The organism is Nitrospirota bacterium (assembly GCA_020851375.1).
Lineage (GTDB): Bacteria > Nitrospirota > 9FT-COMBO-42-15 > HDB-SIOI813 > HDB-SIOI813 > RBG-16-43-11.
Genome location: JADZCV010000037.1, coordinates 1 through 25,095, shown reverse-complemented (window position 1 = coordinate 25,095; position 25,095 = coordinate 1). Strand labels below are relative to the sequence as shown.

Below are 25,095 nucleotides of genomic sequence, written 5' to 3'. Positions count from 1 at the left end.
GTATGGAACAATCTTGACTTTTAATGGTAATTCATGGAATATAATGAAAATTTTCAATCAGAAGATTTACCATGCCGGGATGGTGAAACAGGTAGACGCACGGGACTCAAAATCCCGCGGGGGCAACCCCATGGGGGTTCGATTCCCCCTCCCGGCACCAGACAATCATCTTAAATCAAACCTTGCATATTTAGATATAAGCTGTTATAGTAACTTCTAAGATTGATAGTTTGGAGGACATTTCCTACATCCCATCATGTATCCAGGGCCTTCCAGTCTATCTTGCCAGACAATTGAGCATGATGAATAATCACAGGGTCTATTTAACCATATCTTATTACTTCTGCCTGTTGACATTCGTAGTGGCATTAACGTCCCCTGCTTCAGGAGGACAAAATAAAGGAGAGACTGATATGAGTGTATCAGAAGGCAGCCAGGTATCAATAGAATATACCCTCAGACTCGACGACAAAACTGTAATAGACAGCAACGTAGGTGGCGCGCCGCTTACCTATGTTCATGGATCCCATCAGATTATACCGGGTCTTGAGAAATCACTGACAGGGATGAAGGTCGGCGATAAGAAAGAGGTCAGGGTAAAACCGGAAGATGGCTATGGTCCTGTTGACAATAATGCGCTGCTCGAGGTGAATAAGGAGCAGGTCCCGTCTGAATCAATAGTAAAAGGTTCTAACCTTCAGGGCCGTGACAATAATGGAAATATCTTTACCGCCCGCGTTACAGAAGTAAAAGATAAGACAGTGGTGCTCGACTTCAACCATCCTCTGGCAGGCAAAACTCTTTATTTTGAAGTTAAGGTACTGAATATACTGGATGTTCCACAGCCATAAAGGTTTTTATGGCAACAAGGCCGGCTATTAATAAGTAATAGCGGCAATAGTTTTTTAACCATTTTAAAAGGAGAGTGTTGTTATGTCGGTTAAGCTTTATGTAGGCAATCTGTCTTATGAAGTCACAGAATCAGAATTAAACGAACTGTTTACACCATTTGGAACAGTGGAAAGCGCCAGGATCATCACAGACAAGTTTACAGGAAACTCCAAAGGATTCGGATTTGTAGAAATGTCAAACCGTGAGGAGGCAAATCAGGCAATGAACGATCTAAATGGAAAGACGATTCACAATCGCGCTTTGGTTGTAAACGAGGCCCGTCCACAGACCAAGGCCCCGCGCGGCGGAGGCGGCGGTTTTGGCGGCCGTTCATCCCGTGGAGGGGGCGGCGGCAGCAAGGGCGGCAGACCACAAAGAAGAAGCTATTAGTTCTGAGTCCAAATAAAAAAAGCCCGCTGGAAAATTCCAGCGGGCTTTTTTTTGATATATATCAATCTTACTTGTGCTCTGCTGGCTTTTGTTCCTCACCTGCTGCTGGTGCTGCCGGAGCCTGTTCTGCCGGAGCCTGTTCTGCCGGCGGTGGAGGTGGTGCCGGTTGTTCTTTCTTCTGACATGCTGTAAAACCGATCATACCTGCCATTGCCAGGGCCAATACCATAATTAAACCTTTCTTCATCTATTCATTCACCCCCTTTCTTTGCGTATATTTCACTTTTAATGCATTCCCATCATTATTAAATTACATTATTTTAATGTTTCTGAAGGATCACGCAATCATTGATTTCCATTCTGTGCATGACAGATATGAAATTTCAGTGGCAAGTCTTATGTGTGGGAAATATAACATCTTCATCAGTTCAAGTTTCCAATTGAGTATTAAACATTAACAAATTACAAATGTCAAGTCAAACTTTCACACTAATTCCATTACGAAGGAAAACAATTTTAAACCCGGCCAGATCAGAACCGGTGCACATCTTCACCGCTTTTCGGTATATATCAACTGATACGGAATATTCCTTAATCTTTGATGTTATCTCATCCTCCCTGAGCCTGTCTGTCTTGTAGTCTGCCGCATATATATTGTCTCCGCACCTGTAGAGGATATCAATGACCCCTTCCATGACCTGACCGTCCCACGGAACCGTAAACGGAATTTCTCTCCCCAGCACCGCTGCCCCCTTTATCTCTTCACAGGCAGATGAATCAGAAAATATCTCAAATATTTCTTCAAGCTCCGATTGGATTGATGCGTCAGAATTATATTTTTTGCACGCCTCTCCCACTGCATTTTTAAACAATCCTGCATCAGATGCAAAGTCCCACTCAGAAAGGATATGATGTGCAATGTTCCCAATAAGGATTGCCCGACCTGCAGATGAATTTCCCGGATCTTCTGATCTCCGGTTCCTTACCGGAGCAGACTCCGGATTTTTTTCTATTAATGACGGCGTTACAAAATAAGGCTTGTCAAGAAGAGCCCTGTAATTTTTCTCTCTTTTTTTCCAGAGACCTGAAAGCATCTCCATCTTCTCTGCCGGGATTCCGGCATTCGTCAGCCTCTTCTCTCCTGCCGGGGGTTCTGTATAAGAACATGACATGTAATCAATTATAGTCTGTTTTAGAATTCCGTCATCCATCCTGACTTCTTCTGCGCTGCTGTCTCCGGCAGAGGGTCCCATGCTATCCATTAGTATTGAGAGAAAACTATCCCTGTAAACCCTCTTTCCAAGCACACCTGACAGGATAAGGCATTCCCTGGCCCTCGTCATAGCTACATATAAAAGTCTTTTCATCTCCTCCTGTTCTATCAGCCTGTTCTTATCCTGCATCATGACAGCGGAATAATTACTCACCCCGGCCACACTAATGCCTGCCATATTCCTTGACCAATCATGGGTCACAGTTGCAGCTTCCGTTCTCCGGTTTGGTCTGCCATGAAGACCGGCCACTGCCACGACAGGAAACTCAAGCCCTTTGGCCCTGTGTATGCTCAGGATCCTGACAGCATCCACCCCCTCTTCGGAAAGAAGACTTTCCCCTTCCTTCTCCTTCGAAGCAACCTTCTTCTCCAGAAGAACCGTTAATCCTTTGAGGGTCAGACTTGATTTCTCATCAATTGACGCTGCTATCCTGTGTATTTTAAGGAGGTTGGCAACTGACTGCTCGCCAAAATATGATGAAGCTGCAAGTTCAAGTACAGGTGAATTGTTAAATATATAATGAATGGCATCAGTCACTGGCAACATTGAAACATTCAGGTATAGCTGTTTCATCATGCCATATAATGCCGGGATCAGTTCAGGGAGCACATCTTCACGCTTAGTGCCATTGCATGAGTGCTTTACTTTACCCAGTCCCTCCTTAAGCCTTGCGGCCTCAATACGGTAATCGAGCAATGATAACCGGCTTAACTCATAAAGTTCCCTGTCAGAAACACCCCCCAGGGGTGAACGCAAAACGCCGCACATAGCGGTCTCATCCAGGGGATTGTCGAGCACCCGGAGGATGTTCACAAAGTCTATCACCTCCTGAGTGCCGTAAAAATGCCTGTCTCCTTCCACAATGTAAGGTATCCCAAGGCGTTTCAACACATCCAGATACTCATGAACCTGAGTCAGCTTGGGAAATAATATCGCGACATGACGCGGTGACACAGGCTCCTCACTTCCGTCTGTGTCTGTGATAATTTCTTTTCCTATCATCTCTTCCTTTAAAAACTTTCCTAACGCCATCGCCTCAAGCTCTGCTGCCTCCATTAAATTACGTTCATCCTCATGGCGTGTATCAATCAATCGCATTTCAACCCTTTGGAGAGGCTTTAGAGCCTTATGCCCCGGACATGCATTTATATCCACATAGTCAGGCTGAATGTTATCACGCCTTTTTATGATTCGCCTGCAGACAGAGTTGACAACGCCGATTATCCTGTCATGACTCCTGAAATTGGTGGACAGATTTGCAATTACCCCTCCCTGACCTTCAATCATGTCAACAACCCTGTGATATGCCCCGATATCTGCCCCCCGGAATGCATAAATAGATTGCTTCGGATCACCCACTATGAATAGCTTGCCTGGTGAAAGCCTTAACTCCCGCCAGTCTTTCGCACATGAACCCTCATCTTCAGCCAGATACAGTGCAATCTCATACTGAAGAGGATCTGTGTCCTGAAATTCATCAATGAGTATAGACTTAAACTTATTCTTTAAGTTATTGCGGATATTTTGTTTATTTTTAAGGAGATTGCAACAGAAGGCAATCAGTCCGTCAAACGAAATGTTACCTGATGAAACAAACTTCTTTCTGCACAAGAGGGCAAATGGGACGATAAGGTCATTTAATCTTTTTATGAACTCTTCATCCGTCGCAGAAATGTATTGAGCAACTGAGACTATCCTGACAGCTTCACGGTAGTCATCCTCATCCCAGCTCAGAGGCGCTTTTGATGGTATGCTGTCATTGAAGGTTTCTGTATTATTTCCACTGATTGCATTATCTAACAATTCAACAGCCCGCTGGAGAAGGCCCTGCATCTTTACCTTCTTTGAGTCTTTGTACCTGTTGAATATCTCTTGTGCGCCGGCCTTCTCCTGTTCAAGCCACGACACAATACTGCTCATGTCCACCGCATCCTCAGGGGATGAAAGAGGAATCGTCTCCCTGCACAGGCACCCCGCGAAGACTTTAACACAGTCTATGGAAATCCTCCTTAGTACATCTTTCCATTTCGCACTGCGTGGAGACGCGGCAGAAAGCTCTTCATCAATCCACTCATCCCACTCACGCTTGAAATGTCCTTCAAGCGCATCGCCGTCATCTTCTTCAATGTCCGGGGCTATTCCGGCCTCAAGGGGATAGAGGCGGAGGATGTGGCCTGCAAAGCTGTGGATAGTTCCTATCTGGGCCTTCTCAAGGTTATTTAAGGCATCTTCAGCCCTCTGCGCTACCGAATCTGCATTAAGTTTGTACCGCTGTATAAGCCCGTCGAGCAATGCCGCCTCATACCTGTTCTCTTCAAGTCTGCCATCTGCACTCTGCATAAAAAACCGGAGTCTGTTCCGAAGCCGCACCTTCATCTCATTTGCGGCCTTCTTCGTAAATGTAATGGCAATTATATCAGTAATCCTGAGGGGGTCTGTATCCCTCATCAGGAGGCAGGTAATACGGTCAATGAGGAGGGTCGTCTTGCCTGTACCGGCGCCGGCTGTTACCACTACGTTCCTGTCGAAAGTAGTGACTGCGAGCAGCCTGTCTTTTTCATCCTGTAGTTCTGTCATATCAGAATCAACACCTTCTGTCAGTCCATTTTCATGTTTCTCAGATCCATGTAATCCCTGACAATCCATTCATCCTTTTTGGCCCGGGACCTTGTCGGAAAATGGTTTTTCCTGCATATTGCTGAATAGTCACAGGTCTTGCAGTAATTACCAGGCATAATGAAAAACAGCCCTTTTCTGATGCCCTCCAGCAATAGTTTAATCGTAGTGAGAATCTTTTCTCCTGTTTCAGATTCCCAGCAGTCGCCCGGGAAGGAGCTGAATCTTTCTTCAATTGCCACATCAGTCCAGTTGGGCGCCAGATAATTAAACCTCACATCATCGCATACAGGATTTTCCACCCCTGCCTTATCATGCAGATATGCCTTTGTCATCAAAACATACAACGGAGGCTGAAGTCGCTGACCCCTTACAGCCGAAAGTATCAGGTCACCCTCTCCTGCCGGAAGAGCGCTGCCTGCCTTAAATTTATAATCTATAATCCTGAAGCGGTCATGATCTTTGTGCCTGTCTACCCTGTCAATTATGCCATATACGGGGATGTCATACGTGCATTCAGAAAGACGCAGGGCAGCCAATTTGCCTTTAACAGGTGCTTCATACATATACGGAATGTATCCAGACAGGGACATTTCATGAAGATCATATGCCACAAAATCCGTGAGCAGCGTCAGCAGCCTCTCCCTCTCTATCTCCCATATCACGGGATATCCGACCGGATTATTCTGCTCAAACTCAGCAAACACAGAACGGGCGGTCTCGTTCAGAAAGGACTTAAAGTCCCTGGTCTCTGCCATACGGTATCCGGAATAGAATCTCTTTAGTACCATGTGACATATGTTCCCTGCATCTGCAGGTTCAATACCCATAACAGGCTCATCCCTCCTTCTCCTTTTGAGACGAAGCATATGACCTGCAAAATACGAAAAAGGGCAAAGTGCAAACCGCTCCATTGACGTGGGGGAAATACCGCTCATGACAATCTTCTCCCAGTATTCATCAATCTGACCGGTCAGGCCATCAAATCCCGTAAGTCGTGCACTCATCTTCTCATGGTGCTTAATGGCCTCCCTGCCATACTTATATAATGCCGGATTAAAGCAGAACCCTTTCATTACAGGAGAAGCATCAATCCCTTCAAGGATAACCCTCGTTGATAATTCATGCGGGGTCAGAAGATTATAATCATAGAACTGCCCTGCCGCATATTTATCCCCTAATCGCCTTGGTATCTTCCATTCCTTTACAGGCTCAGGCGGACTGACCTCAGATATGTACCAGGAAGGAATCCTTAAATCGCCTGAATCATCAGTTCTCTGGAATGTTATATATAATCTCTCTCTCGCTGAATTTGCGAGCAGATAAAAGAGCAGCTTCTCCTCTTCAAAGCCATTCATCTTCTCTTCTATCTTATATCCCATGGTACGCACCATTACATGCCGCACTGAATCCCTCAACAAAGGGTCCTCTCTGATGTTCCTTGGAAAGACCTTCTCGTTCATGCCGATTACAAACAATGCCCTGAAGGGTATGGCACGGGCAGACATCGCGTCCAGCACCTGCACTGCTGAAATATCTTTACTGCAGACCTTATTCTCAGACCCTTTCAAACACCTTTTAAAAGTTTCAATAAATTCTGCTGCTGAAACCTCAGGATAAATTATCCCGAGTTTTGTGATTGATTCCAATGACTCGATTACAGACCCTGCAGGATGTTCATCCGGAAATTCATCTATTTCAATATACTTCCTGAGTAAAGACGCAAACCTTGCGGCATAATCACTCCATGAGCTGACCGGCGGGAGGGATATGAAATCATTGTTCAGTGCGTAAATAAGTGACCTGAGTCCTGCAACCTCTTCGCGGCTGACGATGTCCTCCCCTCCGCCATCATCGTCACCGGAACCGCGTTTGACAAACCCTTCCCTAATGTGTTTGTCGAGTCTCTCCCACTCCCTGAGCCCCTTTGTTATGCCGGCAAGCCGTGTAAACAGATCAAGCCTGTCTGGCCTCAGTTCTGTTCCCTCAGGGAAAAACGCCTCTGCCTTTTTCCGGCAGCAATGCGATGAAACAAGGTCTATGATATCGGAACGCCTGTAGCCATTTTCATGGACTGACATCAGTATCAGCACTGCCTTTACAACAGGATATCTGTCAACAGCCTCACTTCCGCTTGATACAAACGGGATATTGTGAGCAGAGAATATCCTTTCGATTGCATGAATATATTCATTAATATCTCTTGCAACCACCCCGATTCCGGAGAAGGGATATCCATCTGCCCCGACTAACCTCAGAATTGTCTTTGCCACTGCAGATACCTCATCGTCCGTGCCTGAGGCGCTTATTACCGCTGTCGGACAATTCACAGGGAAAAGGGATTTGCTGTCATTGTCCGCTTTCGAACGCGAGAGTCTTACTACTTTGGAATAGTTCGTCATCAATCCACGGATAAAGGAATCATAGAATATGCCGGTGAATGAAGCTGCCGGGATTCCTTCTGCATAAGGGAAGAACATTGTTACAGGATAAACTCCTGCTATGGCCTGGAGTAAATCAAACTGGACCTGTGTCAGGTCATAGAAACCATAATAAATAATCCCGCTGAACCTTTTCAGATATGCAGATACAGGCACAACTCCTGCAGATAAATCAGGAAGGTCAGAGTAGTCAATAATGCCCTTCTCTGATTTTATCCTGAGAAATTCACGGTAGACGGTTAAAAGGGCCGCTAACTTTTCACTATCATCCTGGCAGAACAGGCCCTCACTGATGCCGTCTGTAATATTTTCAGGCTCTACCCTTGCCTCCCGCAATTCCCGTATGGTTCTCCTGATTGCCAGGCACCCTTCCGGAGTCTGCGTAAAGTGACTGAACAGTCTTGTCCCTTCATTTCCCATGGAAAGAATTATCCGGATCATCTCAGCAAAGAAAAAGTCATCACAAATCGTGTGACTTGTTAAACCATACTTTTCTTCGTATAGTTTCAGGGATAATGCGTGAAAGGTATGAAAATGGACTCCCAGGAGGGACATTCCCCGCTCTGCAGCGAGGAGGGTCTTTATGCGTTTCCGGATATGCTCTGAGGGGGTTACTACTGCAATCTGCGAATAAATGTCCGCCTTTTTGATCTCTGATATATGATGAAACAGCGAATCTTCAAGATCAGGATGAAAATTTCCAAGGTAAAGGTTAAGCATAGATAAATACTGACTGTAAAATAAATAGCCGCTGTCCCTGTTTCAACTACTTTGTCAGTTTGCCTGTGATATCAATCAGCCGCCTGGTCATTTTACCGGCGACCAGGAGGTCTGTATCATTGGGCTCACCTGATGACAATGCGCCGTAGTAGGAACCTGCCTGATACAGCTCCTTAACGGTTGCAGGAATTCCTACAATAATCATCCCATGGGCAAGAAATGTCGGATACATAGACAGCAGGGTTGCCTCCTGTCCTCCATGAACCATCTCTGCAGAAGAAAAGGCAGAAACCGTCTTCCCGATCAGAGCCCCTTCCATCCACAATTTACCCGTCTGATCCCAGAAGTTTCTCATTGGAGCCGCCATATTGCCAAATCTCGTGGGCGTGCCTACGATGAGACCGTCCATCCAAAGCAGGTCATCCACCATAGCATCAGGTATATCCGTCATCTGGCCGAAAATGGCCTTCCATTCCCGGCTCTTCTCAATTATTTCCTTTGGGGCAAGTTCAGCAGCCTTTCTGAGACGCAGTTCAGCGCCTGCGGCTTCAACATCCCCTGCAATAGACCTCGCCATCTTGAGCATATGTCCTGTCTTGCTATAGAACAGCACTAAAATCTTAACAGCAGCCATAACGCACCTCCTTGACTTTGTCAGATTGTTCTCCTACTATTAACACTATCATACTGCATATCAGCCTTCAAGATTATTCTGGTTTATTGTTTACGGTTCTTTTGAAATTTAAAATTCACCTGCGGAGGCGTTTGATGAAAGGACTTCTCATACTCTTGATCGTGACAGGAATTGCATGTCTTCCTGCATCTGTTATGGCCGTCTCTATTAATGACCTCAGGCTGAATGGTTTCTTTGACCTTGAATATGAAAAGGCTGACGGCCCCGGCCATCCTGTTACTCCAGCCGGGGATGAGAAGGGTTCATTTGATCAATATCATTTTAACCTGCTGATGGAATTCCCTGTAAATAACCAATTGTCAGTGAAGAGTCATGTTGAGTTTGAACACAACCCCAAGATAAATAAAAGTGCATCCACAGGAGAAATTAATGTAGAGTGGGCTTATTTGGAATACCTGTTAAATAATTCCGAAAGGATTAAGGCCGGCTCATTCCTTACACCTATAGGGGTATATAACGAAATTCATGATGCCACATCTACTTATAATTCCGTAAGGGTTCCATGGGAGATATACAGGGCGGAGAAGGCAGGTGGTTTTGCCATGTTTCCCAAGTATAACACTGGTATTAATCTTGCTGGGAATCATTCCTTTGACCGGGATTTACAGTTAAATTATAATGTGTATATACTGAATGGAGAAAATACCATTAATAACGACGCAGAGAGAGATGACAACAGCAATAAGGCTATCGGTGGACAGTTGATTATATCACCCGTCGCAGGATTTAACATAGGTGGGTCTTATTACAATGGCAGGCAAGGGACAGCGCCTGAAAAAGACCACTCCTCCTGGATTGCCACTCTGGAATATGCAGGCAATCATATAAATGTAAGGGCAGAGTATGCGTCTTCTGAATTGGATGATACTACAGAATATGGGTGGTATGCTGAGGCAGCTTACAGGATAAAGAGTGTAACTCCATATATTTGTTTTGGTGCACTTGATCCTGACACAGACCAGTCAGATGACAAATGGACAGAATTTGTTTACGGGCTTAACTATGAAATTCAGCCTAATTTCATAGTTAAACTTGAGAACAGGCATTTTGGGGGAGATACAAACAACATCAAGGTATCAGAAGATTATAATGAAGTGGGTGCATCAGTCAACGTTGCATTCTGAATATTTTGAAATAACGCCGGAGATTCTGGCCATATGCTCAGACATATAATTTTCATAATTTATATTTCGATATTTATTGCATGCAGCGCCTTCGCGGAAGATGTAATAATAGTAAACAGGAATAATCCTATAAATGATATTTCTTCCGTTCAACTCAAACAAATTTACAATGGCAGAATCAAGTTCTGGAATAATGGGATAAAGATTATCCCGGTTGACCAGGCTGATCAGAACAAACCGGCATCACGATTTGCCAATGTCATACTTGGAGTGGATTTGGAGACTAAGCGCAGGTTTTGGATGCAAAAATTGTACGCAGGCGCCGGCACTCCCCCCAGGCAGGAAACCAACGGCGACGGGGTAATATCTATAGTTGCATCCGAACCAGGTGCAATCGGCTATGTGAAAAAAGATGAGTTAACATCTGCAGTGAAACACATAACTGTAGACGGCAACCAGGGCTACTGATCTTCTCATCTGTAATCATCATCCCGACAATAAAATTATCATTAAAATTTGCTTGACAAAGCATGTAATAATCATTATGTTAGTAATATCTTGTTTCGATAATATGAAACAATGAATATTCATTTTGCAGGGAGAATTGCTGATGCCTTCTAAGCTGACGGAACTTGCAGTTGAAAGACCCGGATCAACTGTTGCCTTTGTAATAATTCTGACACTAATCTTCTTTTCCCAGTTTCCAAAGATATTGATTGATACAGATCCCAGGAACATGCTGCCTGAGACATCACCTGTCCGGGTCTACAACGATCAGATGGAATCTCTCTTCGCACTTCACAGGGACACAATCGTACTTGGAATTGAAAACCCGGCAGGCCTGTTCAACACGGCAACGCTCGAACGGGTAGCACGATTTACAGACGCTATTATGCGGATTAAAGGCGTTGTTATACCTGATGTCATGAGTCTTACAACCGCAGATAATGTCCTGTCTGAGAATGGACAGTTGATAGTAAGACCTGTAATGGATCACGTGCCTCAATCTGAAGACGAGATGACAAGACTCCGGGATGAGATATATGACAATCCAATGCTTATCGGCCGGCTCGTCTCTGACGACAGGACAACAACTGCCATATATGTCCCTCTCGAAGAGGGGGCGGATGCCAAAGTCATTGCCGACAGTATCAGAAATATTGTAAGCGGTGAAAAGGGGGCCGAGCGCTATTACGTAGCAGGTGATCCGGTGGCGCGGGACACCTTTGGCCATAATATGTTCATGCAAATGGGTATCTTCTCCCCGATAGCCGGATTCATCATGATGATCGCACTCTATATCATGTTCCGCAATATCATGCTTGTTGCAGCCATGATGTCTGTCGCATTTTTCAGCATTATATGGAGCATGGGACTCCTCATTGGACTTGGGTTTCCAGTGCACATCATGAGTTCCATGATACCCGTATTTCTCATGGCCATATCTACAGACAGCGTTCATATTTTCAATGAATTCTATTTCAGGCTCAGGGAGGTCAAAAATAAAAAGCAGGCTATTCTGGAAACACTTGCCGTCGTTGGACCATCAGTCAGATATACTGCACTCGCAACAGCCGCCGGTTTTGGCGTCCTTGTCATAATGCATATCATACCTGTGAAGGTATTCGGGGTATTTGTGGCATTCGGCACAATTGTCATAAGACTGATGAGCTTCAGCTTTATACCGGCCCTGATGATGCTTACCAGTGACAGGAAACTTATGGCCATGGCAGAGCGGGAAAATGAAGAGTCCGGGAGCGGCTCCAAATGGCTTAGACGGCTGGGGGAAACAGGTTACCGGAGGTCCTGGATTGTCATTACTGTCGGCATCGTAATGATTGCAATAGCCATAACTGGGTTAATGCGGATACGGGTAAACAACAACATGGTCTCATGGTTTAAGAAAGGTAGCGACATTAGGCAGGCAGACAGTGTAATGAACAGCCTGCTTGCGGGCACAGCCTCTGCGTACATAGTAGCAGAATCATCGATACCTGGTGCCATGAAGGAGCCTGCAAACCTCGCTGCAATCGAGAAACTTCAGAAAGAACTGGAAGGGCTTCCTGTCGTTGGCAAGACGACTTCCATAGCAGACATAGTCAGGAGGGTAAACAAGGTTCTGCACGGCAACTCCCCGGAATATGACACCCTTCCTCAATCATCTGATGAAATAGCACAATATCTGTTTCTGTTCGGCATGTCTGCAAAACCACGGGACCTCGAAAATGTAGTAACCGCTGATTATGACAAGGCAAACATATTTCTGCAGCTAAAGACATGGGATGCCGTTGCCATGCGGGATGTACTGAACAAGATAGAAGAATTTAAGTCGTCAAGGCCGGATCTGGACATAGCATTTAAACCTGCCGGTATATCATACTTCAACATGGTCTGGAATGATGAGGTCCTGTTTGACATGATGAAGGGATTCATCCTGGCCCTTATTGCAGTATTTATAATACTGGTGATTAATTTCAGGTCAGTCAGGTGGGGGTTGATAAGCTACATCCCCCTGCTGTTTACAATCATAATCATATACGGCTTCGTCGGATTCATCGGGAAGGACTTTGACATGCCTGTTTCGGTGTTGTCCGCCATGTCATTAGGCATGGCAGTGGATTTTGCCATCCACTTCATCAGGAGGTTTCAGCAGAGATACGAAGAAGACAGGGATATAGAGAAGGCGCTTTTATGGACAGCGGCAAGACCCGGAAAGGGGATTATAAGGAATGCCATTCTCTTCGCCTCGGCATTTTCTGTAATGATTTTTGCGCCCCTGACCCCATATGTAACAGTTGGTCTTTTTATTGCCGGCATGATGGCTATCAGTTCTCTTATGACGATACTTTTCATACCTGCCATTATCCGGGTGTTTGGCAGGTGGGTGGTTTAGAAGAAGGGAGAAGGAAGGAAGGTAGAAGGTGTGAAGGTGGAAGGTTAATGGGAAGAAGGTAGAAGGGAGAAGGTGGAAGGTTAATGGGAGGGGTTATGACGAAATATCTTGGATTGTTTTTGCTGGTTATGCTTTCTATTACTGTCAGTCCGGCTTTGCTCAGGGCAGAGGATGCTGCTGACATCATCAGGAAATCTCAGGACGCATTTTTTGCACAGGGGAAGGACATGCAGGCAAGGGTGAAGATGACACTGTTGTCCAAATCCGGTCAGCAGAGACTCAGAGAACTGACCATGCTGCGCAAAAACGGAATAGGGGGAGAACAGAAATATTTCATGTATTTTCACAATCCTGCTGATGTTCGCGGGACATCGTTTATTGTCTATAAATATCCAGGCAGGGATGATGACAGGTGGATATTCATACCTGCCATTAATCTTGTAAACCGCATCGCTGCAAAGGACAGCAGGTCAAGCTTCGTCGGCTCGGATTTCACATATGAAGATGTGTCAGGCCGAGACCCAGAGGCAGATACCTATAAGTATGTGAGGGAAGACACTATTCAGGGAAAGCCGTGTCATGTTATAGAGAGCACTCCAAAGAATCCTGCAGAATATACCAGGAAGCTTTCATGGGTTGACAAGGCGACCTACCTTCCCCTGAAGGATGAATATTACGATGTACAGGGCTCGTTGTATAAAGTTTTTACCGCAGATAAGGTTGAAATAAACGGCGGTTTTCCAACAGTGACTAAGAGGAGCATGGAAAATATCAAGAGCGGACATAAGACAGAAGTCGTATTTGAAAACGTATCCTACAATGTCGGTATTGGTGATGATGTGTTTTCGGAGAGGTATTTAAGGAAGCCTTCTGAGAAGTGGATAAAGTGAGACGATGTGTTAACGGGGGTTTTCAGGTGAACCGTCATGAGCCCTTCGACTGTTCGACAAGCTCACAGCTCAGGGCTCACCAGGGTTCATGAAAACGTCATTCCCGCGTAAGCGGGAATCCAGACCGAGGCTTGATCCTGGATTCCCACTCCCCGCTTAAATCCTGCGGGGACAGGTTCCGTGGGAATGACGGGTACTTAGGAGTATTTTCGGGTGAAGACAATGAGTTATATTTTCATAATTCTTATTTTTGCTATTAAAACGGCTACTGCCTGTGCCCAGGAGATCAACTTCCATGGTTTTGTACAGGGCAGCCTCTCTGCAAGGATTACAGGAAATGAAACCCCTGACAACAATGAAGGGGGAGACTATCTTTCAGGGGAACAACGATTAAGGGGCGAGATCACAGGCACTGCAGAATCCACCGCATTTACGCTGAAGGCTGACCTTGTCCATGACTCTGTCGCAGATGAGGATCATGTAGATATCCGTGAGGCGTATATGGATTACAGGTCCGGTCATTATGACCTGAGGGCCGGCAGGCAAATAATCACATGGGGGGCAGGTGACCTGCTGTTCATCAACGACACATATCCAAAGAATTATTCAGCCCTCTTCTCCGGGCAGCCTCTTGAATATCTTAAAACAGGTTCTGATGCTGTGAAGCTCTCTCTCTATTCCGATGCCATATCGGCTGATCTGGTAGTCATACCTTTCTTCGAACCTTATCAGCTTCCTGATCCAAAGAGATTCTTTCTATACAGCCCGATGACCATCACCGGCATCAATACGCCGAGGGAAGAGATCGAAAACTTAGAAATTGCACTAAGACTTTACAGACAGCTTGGACGCTTCGACACATCGCTCTATGTATACCGCGGCTTTTATAAAATACCCGGGATGAGACCAACCTCCATGACAGAGGCAGAACTCTTTTATCCGCAGCTTGCTGTCTACGGATTCAGCATGCAGGGGGCATTGGGGAACGGGGTCCTGAGCATAGAAGGCGGCTACTATGACTCTCTGGATGACAGGAATGGAGATGATCCCACGATATCAAACTCCTCTGCAAGATATATCCTGGGGTATTCAAAACAGATCTGGTCAGATTTTACAGCAGGTGTGCAATACTACGGAGAATATATGCAGGACTATGGGCAATATGAAAACTCCCTGCCTGCAGGATTCCCGAAGTCTGACAAACTTCATCAACTGGTAACACTAAGGCTCACACAGATGCTCAAATACAACACACTCAGGCTAAGCCTGTTTACATTCTACAGCCCTGACGATGAAGACTACTTCGTTATACCTGAAGCCAGATACAACATCACAGACTCACTATGGTTCTCCGGAGGAATCAATATATTCGGAGGGAAAGACTCAAGGACATTCTTCGGCCAGCTCGACAAAAACGACGACCTGTTCGCTACGATGAGATACGAGTTCTGAGGAAATTTTCCACGTATTTGCCTATCATGTCTGCCTCTAAATTGACGGCGTCTCCGATATTTTTAAATCCGAGGGTGGTCATTTCTGCTGTATGGGGAATGATCGTTACTGTAAACCTGTTTCCTTTAATCTCGTTGACTGTGAGGCTTATGCCATCAATTGCCACGGAACCTTTGACAATGAGGTATCGCTGAATCTCGGACGGCGCTTCAAAGGTAAATATTGACATCCCGCCCCTCTTTTCAAGAGCTCTTATGGTGCCTGTCCCATCAACATGACCTGATATCATATGGCCTCCAAGCCTGTCTGACAGTTTCATCGGACGCTCGAGATTAACCTTGTCGCCAGTCCGAAGCTTTCCAAGATTTGTCCTTTTTACTGTCTCGCCTGAGACATCGGCTATGAATGAATATCTATCGAACTCTGTTACAGTGAGGCATGCGCCGTTTACGGCAATGCTCTCACCTTTCCGCATCCCATCCATGATAACCGTTGCCGTTACAGACAGGCGCATTCCGTCTGACTGCCTTCTGACACCTTTTACTGAACCGAGTTCTTCTATAATGCCTGTAAACATAGCCGCAGAAATATCCCATCCCCACCCTTCCTCCCCTTGAAGGGGAGGGATATTATTGAATTCCAGTTCTACTTTACAACATAACCTTCAAGCATGATGTCTTTATCTATCTTTTTGATGCCTATGTCCTTCAGAAATACTGACTCATCAAGGCTCTTCGGAGAACGTCCGCCGACTATTCCAACAGAGTCCCGGCCGCCGATTATCCTTGCAGAATAGAATAACACAACTTTGTCTACAATCCCCTCTCTGAGCGCTGAGGCATTAATCTCTGATCCACCTTCTATGAGGACGCTGGTAATGCCTGTGCTGCCAAGCAGGTGCATAAGTGATTGCAGGTCTACTTTTTCATCTCCACTTGAAAATCCCGGTTCAAATCCACCCTCTCCCCCCTTTTTCAAAGAGGGGGAACTAATTTCCCCCTTTGAAAAAGGGGGACTAAGGGGGATTTTCATCGTCCGTATACCAAGCTCTTCAAGTTCCTTTAATTTACCCGCAGGTACTTGTCCTGTTGTCACAACCATAGTCTGCTGTCCAGTACTTACGTCAAGCACTCTGGACTTAAGTGGTATCCTCAACTTTGAATCCACTATTATCCTCAGGGGTTGCCGGCCTTTGTTCTTAACATGCCGGACGTTCAGTGTTGGATCATCAGCAATCACAGTACCAATACCTACCATAACAGCATCCACCATTGATCTAAGCTTGTGTGCGTAACGTCTTGCAACCTTCCCTGTGATCCATTTCGATTCGCCTGATGCGAGGGCAATCTTTCCGTCAAGGCTTGTGGCAGATTTTAAGATGACAAATGGGATATTGGAGGTGATGAACTTCGAATATATCTCATTTAGCCTTAATGCATCATTCAGGAGGACATCCTTATCTACGGTGATACCGGCATCTGTAAGTTCAATAACCCCCCTGCCGTTGACCAGCGGGTTTGGGTCTTTCATCCCTGCGACAACCCTTTTCACCCCGGCCCTGATAATCTCCTTAGTGCACGGCGGGGTTCTTTTATCAGTATGACAGCATGGTTCAAGGTTTACATAGAGGGTTGAACCCTGCGCTTCACTGCCACTCTCTTTTATAGCAACTGCCTCGGCATGCAACTGGCCCGGACCATTATGATATCCCCTCCCGGCCACCCTGCCATTGTTAACTACAACAGCCCCTACCATTGGATTGGGACTTGTCATGCCAAGCCCTCTTTTGGCAAGAGTCAGAGCCATACGCATGTATTTCTCATCCTGAGAACCCATCCCTGCCACCCTGTCCTTCTTCCTGGCGCTACTTGCTTTTTATTACCGCCTGAGCTGCTGCAAACCTTGCTATAGGAACACGATAAGGAGAACAACTTACATAGTCCATGCCAGCCCTGTGGCAGAACTCAACTGACCTTGGATCGCCGCCATGCTCACCGCAAATTCCCACTTTGAGATTAGACTTTACAGAACGGCCCTTCTCGATCCCTATCTTTACAAGCTGCCCTACTCCATCCTGATCGAGCGAAACAAAGGGGTCAGCATCAAATATCCCTTTCTCTACATATACAGGGAGGAACTTACCGGAATCATCCCTGCTCAAACCAAGAGTCGTCTGTGTAAGGTCATTGGTTCCAAACGAAAAGAACTCCGCATGTCCTGCAATCTCATCAGCCACGAGCGCCGCCCGTGGAAGTTCTATCATCGTCCCTACCTGATATTTTATCCTGACTTTGTAACCCTTCATCACTTCAGCGGCAACGATATCAATCATCTCTTTCAGTCTCTGAAGTTCCTTCGGGTAACCGACAAGAGGTACCATCACTTCCGGAATGACCGGTACCCCTTCACATTCAAGTTCACATGCCGCCTCAAATATCGCCCTGGCCTGCATTTCATAAATCTCAGGGAAGGTAATGCCAAGCCTGCATCCCCTGTGTCCAAGCATTGGATTAAATTCATATAATGTCTTATTCTTTGCCGCCAGGCGGTCAGGCGGCACCCCCATATCCCGTGAAAGCTCATCAATCTCCTGCTCTGTGTGAGGCAAAAACTCATGCAGGGGGGGATCGAGCAATCTTATTGTAACCGGGAGCCCTTTCATCACCCTGAATATTTCCGTGAAGTCTCCCTTCTGCATCGGAAGGATCTTTGCCAGGGCCTTTTTTCTCCCGTCGGTGTCATCAGCAAGGATCATCTCCCTGACAGCCTTTATACGGTCAGGCTCAAAAAACATATGCTCTGTCCTGCAGAGGCCTATCCCCTCAGCACCGAAATCCCTTGCAACCTGCGCATCGTGAGGAGTATCTGCGTTTGTACGCACCTTCAACTTGCGTATCTTATCAACCCACTTCATCATGGCCGCAAAACTATCACTTAATTTGGGCTTTATTAGGCCAACTTCCCCTATGATCGTCTCTCCTGTAGAACCATTTATCGTAATATAGTCACCTTCCCTGACAATATGGTCATTGGCCCTGAAGTACTTGTCCTTCTCCTTAACCTGAATGTCACTGCACCCTACGACGCACGGCTTGCCCATGCCTCTCGCCACTACAGCTGCATGTGAAGTCATGCCGCCGCGCGAAGTAAGTATACCCTCTGCCGCATGCATGCCGCCTATATCCTCCGGCGAGGTCTCCATCCTGACCAGCACGCAGCGCTCACCTTCCCGCGCCATCCTCTCTGCATCTTCCGCTGTAAACACGGCGCGGCCGACTGCTGCTCCGGGCGAGGCCGGAAGTCCCTTTGCAATCACATCCAGTTTTGCATCAGGGTCAATCATGGGATGCAGTAACTGATCCAGTTGATCAGGGTTTATCCTCATAATTGCGGTATCTTTATCTATAAGCCCCTCTTCAACCATTTCTACTGCAATCCTGATGGCGGCAGCAGCAGTCCTTTTGCCGCTCCTTGTCTGAAGCATGTAGAGTGTGCCCTCCTGAATGGTAAACTCTATATCAAGCATCTCTTTATAATGCTTCTCGAGTTTCTTATAGATATCCATCAACTCGTCATAGGCTGCAGGAGCAAGCCTCTTCAACTCATCTATTGGAAAAGGCGTCCTGATGCCGGCGACAACGTCCTCACCCTGCGCATTCATAAGACATTCGCCAAAGAATCTCTTCTCGCCTGAGTTAGGGTCGCGTGTGAACGCCACGCCTGTTCCTGACGTCTCTCCCATATTTCCGAACACCATGGCAACTATATTTGCCGCTGTCCCCATGTTTTCCGGCAAATTGTGGATCCTTCTGTATGTAATTGCACGCTGGGCATACCATGAATCAAAGACAGCGTTTATCGCCATCCTCAACTGCTCCAGGGGGTCCATAGGAAAATCCCGCCCGGCATCCTTTTTCACAAGTTTCTTATATCTTGCCACAACATCCTTCAGCGCCTCAGCATCAAGACCTGTATCTTCCTTTACCTTGATTGCATCTTTCTTCTCATCCAGTATATCCTCGAATTTAGACCGCTCCACCCCCATAACCACGCTGCCGAACATAGTTATAAAGCGCCTGTAGGCATCATAGGCAAACCTCTCGTTGTCTGACTTCCTCGCAAGTCCCTGTACCGTCGAGTCATTTAAACCTACATTAAGCACCGTATCCATCATTCCAGGCATGGAGACCTTAGCGCCTGACCTGACGGAGACAAGGAGAGGATTTGTGCTGTCACCGAATTTATGCCCCATGGTCTTTTCAATCCTGCGCAAGTGTTCAAGGGCCTCATCCCACATACCTTCAGGATATGTCTTTCCATTCTTATAATATTCAATGCAGGCCTCGGTCGTGATGGTAAAACCGGAAGGCACCCTTATCCCAAGGTTTGTCATCTCTGCAAGTCCGGCCCCCTTGCCACCCAGCAGGTCTTTCATGTCACCACGCCCTTCGGACTTTCCATCACCAAAGAAGTAAACGAATTTTTTCTTTCCCATTGGAAATCCTCCCTTCACCATAACGGCCCTTTAATTTTATCACTTATAACTTTGACATCCTCTGTCCACAACCGCTCACTCACATATTTCCATCCGCCGTCAGGAAGGAGGGTTACAATTATACCCTTCTCCATCTTGCGTACTATTTTAATTACATGATGCATTATAGCCCCTGATGATATTCCTGCAAAGATCCCCTCCTGATCCGCAAGTTTTTTTACCATCAGAAATGCATCTTCATCCCTGGCAAACTCACAGCAATCAAGCTTGCTCAAATCCAGTATAGGAGGCACATAGCCGTCCAGCAGGCTTCTGAGTCCCTGCAGGCCGCTCTTCGGATATGGCTGTACCGCAATGATCTGTGTGGCCGGATTATGCTCCTTTAATTTTCTGCCGGCCCCCATCAGGGTACCGCCTGTACCGAGGCCTGCGACAAAATAATCTATAGGCTCCTGAACATCTCTCAGTATCTCAGCAGCCGTTGTATAATAATGGGCGCCTGGATTATTGGGATTGCTGTATTGATCCAGCATAATATATTTGCTGTCTTCAGCTGCCATCTTCTTTGCAACCCTGATCGCGCCATTGGTACCTTCATCACCGGGAGACAGCACTATTTCAACACCATATGCCTTAAGTATCTCACGCCTTTCGATGCTCATGCACTCAGGCATTACAGCAACAAGCCTGTAACCCTTTATCCTTGCAATCATCCCAAGGGATATTCCCGTATTGCCGCTTGTGGGCTCAAGAAGTATACTGTCTTTGGAAAGGCGGCCTTCCTGTTCAGCGCTTTCTATCATGTATTTTGCAATACGGTCCTTTACGCTGCCTGTTGGGTTAGCCCCTTCAAGTTTTGCATAGATCCTGACGTTTTTATTAGGATTAAGCCTGCTTAACTCAACAAGCGGCGTATTGCCAATTGCCTCTATGAGCGACTTATAAAGCATAAATCCCTTTCAAGACTTGCCCCCGCTGCCTTCCACTACTATTTGCCGGAAATCGGCGAAGTTAAGGAAGAGGTCCCCAAGCAAACTCATCAGGGATAACCTGTTGTTCCTGATATTAATGTCCTTGTCCATGACCAGCACCTTATCAAAGAAAAGATCCACCTTTGGTTTTAATTCTGCAATGGCGGAAAAGGCCTTCCAGTAATTATAGTCCCTCTTTGCAACAATAGCCTTGTTTTCAGCGTCCTTAAAAGTCTGATACAAATCCTTTTCTTCATCCTCTTTCAACAGGTCATTACTAAATACATTGTTAAAATCAGGGGGTATTATATTCATTACACGTTTGAATGAAATTGTAAGGGCCTCAAACTCCGGTCTCATCCTGTAACGGTCCAATGCTGTAATCCTCAGAAACGCATCATATGGATCATCAAGGTCCGCTGAAATGACGGCCCTGACACAATCATACCTGTATCCCTCATTAACAAGAAGCGTGCTTAGCCTCTCCCTGAAGAATTCTATTACATCCCTTATTATGTCAGAATGTTTTACTTCTGCAATAACATCTTTATAGGAAGAAAGGCATATCTCCGCTACCCTCCTCAAAGCAACATGGTGCTCACCCTTTATCAGAATATGGAGAATGCCAAGCGCCTGACGCCTCAGGGCATACGGATCATTAGAACCCGTAGGAGAATTTCCTGAACCAAAACACCCTGCAATATTGTCCATCTTCTCTGCAATTGCGAGGACTTTGCCTGCCTTACTCGCAGGCAGCATATCTCCTGCGTATCGGGGCAAATAGTGTTCAAATATCGCCATGGCAACCTCACCCTTCTCACCCTGTCTTAAGGCATACTCCCTCCCCATGACCCCCTGAAGCTCCGGGAATTCACCGACCATGTCCGACATCAGGTCTGCCTTGGATAAGTATGCCGCCCTCTCTGCAACAGATGAAATATTCCGCCACCCCAATAATTCAGACAAAGGACCTGCTGATGCCTTTAATCTTGCAATCTTATCCGCCATGGTGCCGAGTTTTGCCATGAATACCACCTGTCTGAGTTTACCTGAACAACTTTCAAGGGTGGTCCGGCAGTCTGAATCAAAAAAGAATTTTGCATCAGACAGTCTTGCCCTGACAACCCTCTCATAGCCTGACCTGATGACACTCAGGTCTGCCGGCATTGTATTGCTAACAGATACAAAATACGGGAGGCTATCTCCGCGCTCCTTTTCAATCAGGAATGAACGCTGATGCTCCCTCAGCACTGTAATGAGCACATCCTTGGGAAGCGCAAGGAATCTTTCGTCAAACCTGCCACAGACAGCAACAGGATACTCTGTAAGGAATGCCACTTCTTTAAGGAGTTCATCATCCGGGCGGACGATGCCACCCTTTTCCTGAGAAATTGCCTTTAACTGCTCCTCGACAATCTTTCGCCTTTCTGAATGGTCTGCAATAACAAACCGTTCCTTAAGGGCCGGGACATATTCGTCCGGGCTGTTGACAGCAAACGGGCCTGGAGACATAAAGTGATGGCCGTAAGACACCTTTCCGCTTTTCACGCCTGCAAACTCAAATTCTATAACCTCAGCGCCATGAATCGAAAGTATCCATCTGAGCGGCCTTGCAAAACGGGTCCTTGTCTCATTCCACCGCATTGATTTTGGAAAGGCAATTGAGGAGAGGAGGTTATGAAACAACACAGGAAGGATTTCCCTTGACTGTTTTCCTGTCTCATTTTTCTCAGCAAAGATGTACTCACCCTTATCAGTCAGCCTCACCTTTAACTGTGATACGTCTATCCCCTGACTCCTGGCAAAACCGGTTGCAGCCTTCGTAGGCTCCCCGTCATTACCGTAGGCAGCGCTCTTAGGCGGACCACAAACCTGCATTACCATGTCCTCCTGCGCCTCATCCACACCCCTGACGATTAAGACAAGGCGCCTTGGACTGCCATAGGATGTAATCGCAGTAAAACTAAGCCGGTTTTCCTTCAGAAGCCTCTCAGCAATGTCTTTGATACCTGATACAGCATCAGGAATAAACCTTGCCGGTATCTCCTCAGTCCCTATCTCAAGAAGTAAGTCTTTTTGCATGGTTCATCCGTGTTTGACAGGGACACTTCCCCTCGGTCCTTCTTCGGGGGAAGTGTCCCCAATTGCTGTAATGCTCCCCGAATATCCCTCTGCACACCGCTTTGCCAGATTTCTTACGCGTGCTATATAACCCGTCCTCTCTGCCACACTTATCGCCTTTCTTGCATCAAGCAGATTAAAAACGTGGGATGTTTTAAGGCAATAATCATAGGCCGGGAGGATCAACCCCTTTGCAATCAGTGACGATGATTCATTCTCATACATCCTAAATAACAAAAAGAGCATTTCAATATTTGCCTCTTCAAAATTATATCTTGAGAACTCGACCTCGGTACGGTGATGGATATCTCCATAAGTCACGCCGTCAGTCCAGACAAGATCAAACACATTGTCCACTCCCTGAAGGTACATTGCTATGCGTTCAAGGCCGTATGTTATCTCAACTGAAACAGGCTCAAGCTCAATTCCCCCTACCTCCTGGAAGTATGTAAACTGTGTAATCTCCATCCCGTCAAGCCATACCTCCCATCCAAGCCCCCAGGCTCCGAGCGTTGGAGATTCCCAGTCGTCTTCAACAAACCTTATATCATGCTCCTCTTTTTTAAGTCCGAGGGATGAAAGACTATCAAGATATATTTCCTGAATATTATCCGGAACTGGCTTGAGTATTACCTGGAATTGATAGTAATGCTGCAGACGATTCGGGTTTTCACCGTACCGTCCGTCTGCAGGTCTCCTTGAAGGCTCTACATAGGCAGTACGCCAGGGCTCAGGCCCCAATACTCTAAAGAATGTGGCGGGATTAAAAGTGCCTGCCCCTGTCTCTGTGTCGTAAGGCTGTCTTATTACACAGCCCCTGTCTGCCCAATATCTTTGAAGAGATAGAATGACGTCCTGAAATTTCATATGTGGATTATAAGGAAATGCCCCTTCTACTGTCAAGCAATTGAGTAGAAAAACAAACCTTTTCCCGTGATTTTTGCCTGATTTATTTGCCGGCAGGTGTGGCAGGAGTCGTCCTCCTGCCACTGGTTATTCAATACCCTGGCGGGATGGTGGAACAAAGCACCGGAGGATGGCGCTTATTATATGTGGCTTCTATACAGGGATGCCGCTTCGCTCGTCAACTTCCATGGAAGGCAAATAGACAATATAATCCCTTTCACTCTTTTCGATACGAAGTTTCCCCTTTGCCACGAGCCGTTCAACAGCCAGAAAAATCAGATTGTAGGAAGCATCAATTGCGTATTCCAGTCTTGTGAGAGTCATACTTCCATGTTCTCTGATGACGGTATCTATTCTCGAGGCGGTCAAATCAATCAGATCATTCATTGTTGCCCCCTTTTAATGCTAAATGAGATAGCTACTCATCTTTTTATATTTTATACAGGATAAACACAAAAGAGACAATCATTTAACTTATGATTATTACGTAGAATTTATTCGACAATGACAGGATGAGCAGATTATCTTTGACGATAATAACCTGTCTCTGCTATGATTGGTGTCATCTTACTTCAGCATGGTATATATAGTATATCCTATGGCGAAAAGGCCTGCCGGCAGATTAATCATTCTGGTGGCCTGAGTAGGACGAGGCGTAAAAAAGGTGTCGAGTCTGAATATTTCAGTTACCCGGTTGCTTTTGAATGCGGCAAATATCAGTACAACGCCGTAAATCAGTGTTATGATATTAAGTGTAATGTTAAGGGTGCTCATTCATCCTCCGTTTAAATTGTACAGCCAATATATCAGAAACAGGAACAAAGTTGAAGTGGGGATGCCCTCTGCGCTACGGCTTGGCAGAAACCAGGATTTTCAGGTGAACCGTCATGAGCCTCAGGCTCACCAGGGTTTACGAAAACGTCATTCCCGCGTAAGCGGGAATCCAGACCGATGGCCTGGTTCTGGATTCCCACTTGCGTGGGAATGACGGGTGAAAAATCCTGCGGGGACAGGTTCCGTGGGAATGACGGGTATACAGGGATTTTCGAGTGAACCGTCATGAGCCCTTCGACTGTTCGGCACGCTCACAGCTCAGGGCTCACAAGGGGTCATGAAAAACGTCATTCCCGCGCAAGCGGGAATCCAGACCGATGGCCTGGTTCTGGAGTCCCACTTGCGTGGGAATGACGGGTGAAAAATCCTGCGGGGACAGGTTC

The 25,095-nt window shown here is 46.2% G+C and carries 19 protein-coding genes and 1 tRNA gene; 8 read left to right on the top strand and 12 right to left on the bottom strand.

Going from position 1 to position 25,095, the window contains the following annotated elements; genetic code table 11:
• The first annotated feature begins 73 nt into the window (after positions 1-73).
• The 3 genes from IT393_07595 to IT393_07585 all read left to right on the top strand — a co-directional run bounded on the left by IT393_07595 (position 74) and on the right by IT393_07585 (position 1,281).
• A tRNA-Leu gene (locus IT393_07595) sits at positions 74-160 on the top strand.
• Between the two features lie 253 nt (positions 161-413).
• Complete coding sequence (locus IT393_07590; protein ID MCC7202504.1) at positions 414-851, top strand: peptidylprolyl isomerase; 438 nt, start codon at positions 414-416, stop codon at positions 849-851.
• Positions 852-933: 82 nt separating this feature from the next.
• Positions 934-1,281, top strand: coding sequence for an RNA-binding protein (locus tag IT393_07585; protein MCC7202503.1), 348 nt, complete (start codon positions 934-936; stop codon positions 1,279-1,281).
• Positions 1,282-1,348: 67 nt separating this feature from the next.
• Here the strand turns inward: IT393_07585 and IT393_07580 are convergent, their stop codons facing one another.
• The 4 genes from IT393_07580 to wrbA all read right to left on the bottom strand — a co-directional run bounded on the left by IT393_07580 (position 1,349) and on the right by wrbA (position 8,966).
• Complete coding sequence (locus IT393_07580; GenBank protein MCC7202502.1) at positions 1,349-1,528, bottom strand: hypothetical protein; 180 nt, start codon at positions 1,526-1,528, stop codon at positions 1,349-1,351.
• 229 nt (positions 1,529-1,757) lie between these two features.
• Positions 1,758-5,201: a UvrD-helicase domain-containing protein gene (locus IT393_07575; GenBank protein MCC7202501.1), complete on the bottom strand. Its 3,444-nt coding sequence runs from the start codon at positions 5,199-5,201 to the stop codon at positions 1,758-1,760.
• The gene (locus IT393_07570; GenBank protein ID MCC7202500.1) at positions 5,153-8,332 is read right to left on the bottom strand and encodes an exodeoxyribonuclease V subunit gamma; all 3,180 of its coding nucleotides are present in this window, start codon (positions 8,330-8,332) and stop codon (positions 5,153-5,155) included. Before IT393_07570 ends, IT393_07575 begins: the two co-directional genes overlap by 49 nt.
• Positions 8,333-8,378: 46 nt before the next feature.
• On the bottom strand, positions 8,379-8,966 hold the full coding sequence (gene wrbA, locus IT393_07565) for an NAD(P)H:quinone oxidoreductase (GenBank protein ID MCC7202499.1): 588 nt from the start codon (positions 8,964-8,966) through the stop codon (positions 8,379-8,381).
• A 134-nt stretch (positions 8,967-9,100) separates the two neighbouring features.
• On the opposite strand from wrbA, the gene IT393_07560 reads away from it, so the two are divergent.
• From IT393_07560 to IT393_07540, 5 genes are all read left to right on the top strand, one after another.
• The gene (locus tag IT393_07560; protein ID MCC7202498.1) at positions 9,101-10,150 is read left to right on the top strand and encodes a hypothetical protein; all 1,050 of its coding nucleotides are present in this window, start codon (positions 9,101-9,103) and stop codon (positions 10,148-10,150) included.
• A gap of 33 nt (positions 10,151-10,183) precedes the next feature.
• Positions 10,184-10,618 carry a substrate-binding domain-containing protein gene (locus IT393_07555; protein ID MCC7202497.1) on the top strand — a complete coding sequence of 145 codons (435 nt, stop codon included), beginning with the start codon at positions 10,184-10,186 and terminating at the stop codon, positions 10,616-10,618.
• Between the two features lie 142 nt (positions 10,619-10,760).
• Positions 10,761-13,043 (top strand): MMPL family transporter, encoded by a 2,283-nt coding sequence (locus tag IT393_07550; protein ID MCC7202496.1) that lies wholly within the window; start codon positions 10,761-10,763, stop codon positions 13,041-13,043.
• Between the two features lie 95 nt (positions 13,044-13,138).
• Complete coding sequence (locus tag IT393_07545; protein MCC7202495.1) at positions 13,139-13,933, top strand: outer membrane lipoprotein-sorting protein; 795 nt, start codon at positions 13,139-13,141, stop codon at positions 13,931-13,933.
• A gap of 213 nt (positions 13,934-14,146) precedes the next feature.
• Entirely contained in the window at positions 14,147-15,385 is a 1,239-nt protein-coding gene (locus IT393_07540) for a hypothetical protein (protein MCC7202494.1), read from the top strand.
• Here the strand turns inward: IT393_07540 and IT393_07535 are convergent.
• The 8 genes from IT393_07535 to IT393_07500 form a co-directional block, all read right to left on the bottom strand.
• Positions 15,363-15,962: a riboflavin synthase gene (locus tag IT393_07535; protein MCC7202493.1), complete on the bottom strand. Its 600-nt coding sequence runs from the start codon at positions 15,960-15,962 to the stop codon at positions 15,363-15,365. The genes IT393_07540 and IT393_07535 overlap by 23 nt on opposite strands.
• Before the next feature lie 68 nt (positions 15,963-16,030).
• Positions 16,031-17,221, bottom strand: coding sequence for a bifunctional diaminohydroxyphosphoribosylaminopyrimidine deaminase/5-amino-6-(5-phosphoribosylamino)uracil reductase RibD (ribD, locus tag IT393_07530; GenBank protein MCC7202492.1), 1,191 nt, complete (start codon positions 17,219-17,221; stop codon positions 16,031-16,033).
• A gap of 28 nt (positions 17,222-17,249) precedes the next feature.
• Positions 17,250-19,880 carry a pyruvate, phosphate dikinase gene (locus tag IT393_07525; protein ID MCC7202491.1) on the bottom strand — a complete coding sequence of 877 codons (2,631 nt, stop codon included), beginning with the start codon at positions 19,878-19,880 and terminating at the stop codon, positions 17,250-17,252.
• 14 nt (positions 19,881-19,894) lie between these two features.
• Complete coding sequence (locus IT393_07520) at positions 19,895-20,830, bottom strand: cysteine synthase family protein (protein ID MCC7202490.1); 936 nt, start codon at positions 20,828-20,830, stop codon at positions 19,895-19,897.
• A gap of 9 nt (positions 20,831-20,839) precedes the next feature.
• On the bottom strand, positions 20,840-22,933 hold the full coding sequence (locus IT393_07515; GenBank protein MCC7202489.1) for a glycine--tRNA ligase subunit beta: 2,094 nt from the start codon (positions 22,931-22,933) through the stop codon (positions 20,840-20,842).
• 3 nt (positions 22,934-22,936) lie between these two features.
• Positions 22,937-23,839, bottom strand: coding sequence for a glycine--tRNA ligase subunit alpha (locus tag IT393_07510; protein ID MCC7202488.1), 903 nt, complete (start codon positions 23,837-23,839; stop codon positions 22,937-22,939).
• 192 nt (positions 23,840-24,031) lie between these two features.
• A complete protein-coding gene (locus IT393_07505) occupies positions 24,032-24,265 on the bottom strand; it encodes a hypothetical protein (GenBank protein MCC7202487.1) in 234 nt (77 codons plus the stop codon).
• Between the two features lie 180 nt (positions 24,266-24,445).
• Positions 24,446-24,652, bottom strand: a complete 207-nt coding sequence (locus IT393_07500) for a hypothetical protein (protein MCC7202486.1) — start codon at positions 24,650-24,652, stop codon at positions 24,446-24,448.
• Positions 24,653-25,095 lie beyond the last annotated feature (443 nt).

Coding starts and splice junctions, on each gene's coding strand:
- IT393_07550 (MCC7202496.1), top strand. CDS start 10,761: ATGCCTTCTAAGCTGACGGAACTTGCAGTTGAAAGACCCGGATCAACT.
- IT393_07585 (MCC7202503.1), top strand. CDS start 934: ATGTCGGTTAAGCTTTATGTAGGCAATCTGTCTTATGAAGTCACAGAA.
- IT393_07525 (MCC7202491.1), bottom strand. CDS start 19,880: ATGGGAAAGAAAAAATTCGTTTACTTCTTTGGTGATGGAAAGTCCGAA.
- IT393_07580 (MCC7202502.1), bottom strand. CDS start 1,528: ATGAAGAAAGGTTTAATTATGGTATTGGCCCTGGCAATGGCAGGTATG.
- IT393_07535 (MCC7202493.1), bottom strand. CDS start 15,962: ATGTTTACAGGCATTATAGAAGAACTCGGTTCAGTAAAAGGTGTCAGA.
- IT393_07510 (MCC7202488.1), bottom strand. CDS start 23,839: ATGAAATTTCAGGACGTCATTCTATCTCTTCAAAGATATTGGGCAGAC.
- wrbA (MCC7202499.1), bottom strand. CDS start 8,966: ATGGCTGCTGTTAAGATTTTAGTGCTGTTCTATAGCAAGACAGGACAT.
- IT393_07560 (MCC7202498.1), top strand. CDS start 9,101: ATGAAAGGACTTCTCATACTCTTGATCGTGACAGGAATTGCATGTCTT.
- IT393_07545 (MCC7202495.1), top strand. CDS start 13,139: ATGACGAAATATCTTGGATTGTTTTTGCTGGTTATGCTTTCTATTACT.
- IT393_07515 (MCC7202489.1), bottom strand. CDS start 22,933: ATGCAAAAAGACTTACTTCTTGAGATAGGGACTGAGGAGATACCGGCA.
- IT393_07505 (MCC7202487.1), bottom strand. CDS start 24,265: ATGAATGATCTGATTGATTTGACCGCCTCGAGAATAGATACCGTCATC.
- IT393_07520 (MCC7202490.1), bottom strand. CDS start 20,830: ATGCTTTATAAGTCGCTCATAGAGGCAATTGGCAATACGCCGCTTGTT.
- IT393_07555 (MCC7202497.1), top strand. CDS start 10,184: ATGCTCAGACATATAATTTTCATAATTTATATTTCGATATTTATTGCA.
- IT393_07500 (MCC7202486.1), bottom strand. CDS start 24,652: ATGAGCACCCTTAACATTACACTTAATATCATAACACTGATTTACGGC.
- IT393_07590 (MCC7202504.1), top strand. CDS start 414: ATGAGTGTATCAGAAGGCAGCCAGGTATCAATAGAATATACCCTCAGA.
- IT393_07575 (MCC7202501.1), bottom strand. CDS start 5,201: ATGGATTGTCAGGGATTACATGGATCTGAGAAACATGAAAATGGACTG.
- ribD (MCC7202492.1), bottom strand. CDS start 17,221: ATGGGTTCTCAGGATGAGAAATACATGCGTATGGCTCTGACTCTTGCC.
- IT393_07570 (MCC7202500.1), bottom strand. CDS start 8,332: ATGCTTAACCTTTACCTTGGAAATTTTCATCCTGATCTTGAAGATTCG.